This window comes from Microvirga tunisiensis (assembly GCF_009296175.1).
GTDB classification, from domain to species: domain Bacteria; phylum Pseudomonadota; class Alphaproteobacteria; order Rhizobiales; family Beijerinckiaceae; genus Microvirga; species Microvirga tunisiensis.
Window position 1 is genome coordinate 1 of record NZ_VOSK01000604.1, and the last position, 2,357, is coordinate 2,357.

1 protein-coding gene and 1 pseudogene are annotated in these 2,357 nt (G+C 53.0%); one reads left to right on the top strand and one right to left on the bottom strand.

The window, feature by feature from the left end; translation table 11 throughout:
- Nucleotides 1-142, top strand: a pseudogene (locus FS320_RS41865) (ATP-binding protein); the annotation flags it as partial.
- Nucleotides 143-2,181: 2,039 nt separating this feature from the next.
- Here FS320_RS41865 and FS320_RS41870 read toward each other — a convergent pair.
- Nucleotides 2,182-2,357: transposase (locus tag FS320_RS41870; RefSeq protein ID WP_192926244.1), on the bottom strand; the 176-nt coding region annotated here is incomplete at its 5' end.

Sequence of the window (2,357 nt, forward strand, 5' to 3'; positions counted from 1 at the left end):
GAACAAGAGCATCCGGGAGTGGACCGAGCTGCTGGCCGGCGACGAGGTGCTGGCCACGGCCATCCTCGACCGCCTGCTGCACCGAGCGCATGTTCTCAACATCAAGGGGCGCAGCTATCGCCTGCGGGATCTGGAGGAGGCTCTCCAGCGGGCTCACGCTTGAGCCGTCGTAAAACTGGATGTCGCCTTATCTCGTAAATCTCGGTGTCGCTTGACACAAGGTCACAGGATGCCCTGGCAGAATAGCTTCATCCCAGATCTTCACCTGTCGAGGCTGACCCTGGAACCAAAGGATCTTGGTGTCACTGAAGGAGGTCTTGAAACACCTTTTCTCGACCATTGCATGGGTTGTGAAGAGAATGCGAGCATCCTCAGGGACACCACAGCCCAGGGAGTTTAGATACTCATTGGTCTTGGCTGTCAGAACAGCGAAGTCCTGATCCTGAAGGTTAGCTTCCTCAATCACATTCCTGATCTGATCCAAGCGACCAAGGCAGACCAAAGCTGAGACACCTTGGTAATCCTGGGATGTCACCAACTCCCTCAGGAAGTGGACCATGGCTGTGGTCTTGCCGACACCAGGATCAAGGCTGCTGACGTAATAGGCTGGAGCACAGCCACCATCAGCCATGACCTGGATAGCTGACCTTAGCCCTGTCCACATTTCAGGACTGGGAGACAGACCACGGTTATCAAAGGTGATCTTGAGCTTTCCTAGTGTCCATTCAGTGAGAGAGAATCCGAGACACAAGAAGTGGTAGTAATCTTATTATAGTAATATAGGTTTTCTACCACATTTAACTTAGGGCATGCTAAATCAAAGTCTTCAAATTCCATAGAATTTTTCTTCTTTGTATCCGTAGTTCTGGATTAATAAACCTAAGACATGGGTGGTCTACCCACGCTTTAGGAACGCCAAGGGGACTCCTTTCTTTGGAGTTGTGTGGCTGAGCCGTGCTTGACGGATAGTGAGACACATCCTTGCCTCACAATAAGATTGTTCTTCATATTTCTCTCGGAACATCCGACTTCAATTTAGGTTAGGAACCGAACTAACTGAGTCGAGACGTACAATCAACAGGTATCTTATAGCTATGGCGCTATGATGGCTGTCGTTTTACATAAACATGTTGGGCTGATTACATGTTTTATTGTTGACAGAAAATAGATAAACTTTGTGCCACCTAAGATTCTGGCTTACTGCCTTAGGTACATTAGCGTTTCTGCCTTATCTCTGGATGCCAACCTTTTCCAAAGAGCCTTGGCCGTAACTAAAGCGCGGTCTCGGTATAAATTCCTGCCATTAAAGAGCTTGAGTCTCATCTTCAACAACCCAGGTGCGTGAACGACTTCCAAGGCTTCAGCGTTGTCTTGCAAGCACAGCTTATGTGCTGGACCCAGGGAGGTCCCCATGAACCTGTCTCAAATGACTCACAGGGTAAGCGATGCTCTCAAGGCGATAACTGACAGGCTGACCCACCGCAGGGACACGCGATCCCAGCAGCCATTGGCCAAGACGGACCAGGAGGGTTCAATAATGCCAGACAAGAGGAACGATACCGACTGAGGAGTGCCAGCCGTTCCAAGCTTCTCCTAAGAGCCTTTAGCGTCCAGCCTTCTCAATGACACTCAGGACGCTCCTGGGTGTCCACTGCCCCTACGTGCCGTAGCGATGCCTTGGGAGTTGCTCGTCTGAAGACAAGATCATGTATGGAGAATGGCTAGAGTGACAACGATGAGAGTAGTTTTGAGGGCGCTGAACGACTACCTGAAAAATCATCGCAAGCTCATGCCGCCGTAGTAGGAAACCTCACGGCAAGAGTTGAACTCAACCAGATGCTCATACTGAGTTGCTAGATCCTCGACACAGTGATTTTGACCGGTTGGCCTGCCGTCTCTTGTGACGGCACTTCGAAGCGGTGCGGGATCTGCAAGTGGATTGATCCCCATTGGACGGGGCCTCGGTACCAGATGCGAAGTCCGCAGCACGAGCTTGGCGGTGTCAAACCGTCAAAATCACTGTGCTAACCGTTCCTATTCACCAGAGTTTGTTTCGGGGCCTATTTGGTAGCGCGGGCGTGCCGATCCGCTGCGTTTCTTTCACCGCGGCAAGGTCTGGAACGTGGGGAACGCGTTGGCAGGGACGGGATGGGATGACCGGGGCGATGGCAGCCCCGGCGCTCAGGGCGAGGCCGCCCGGGGCTGGGGTGCCAGAGCGCTCGCAAGACGCCGGACGAGATCCGCTTCCGGACAGCACGAGGCAAAGGCCAGTCGGATGCGGCTGGTGGTTTCCTGCACCCGCACGGCGATCTTGAGCAGGCGCAACCGCAGCGTTGCGAACTCCGCCCGGGCGAGAT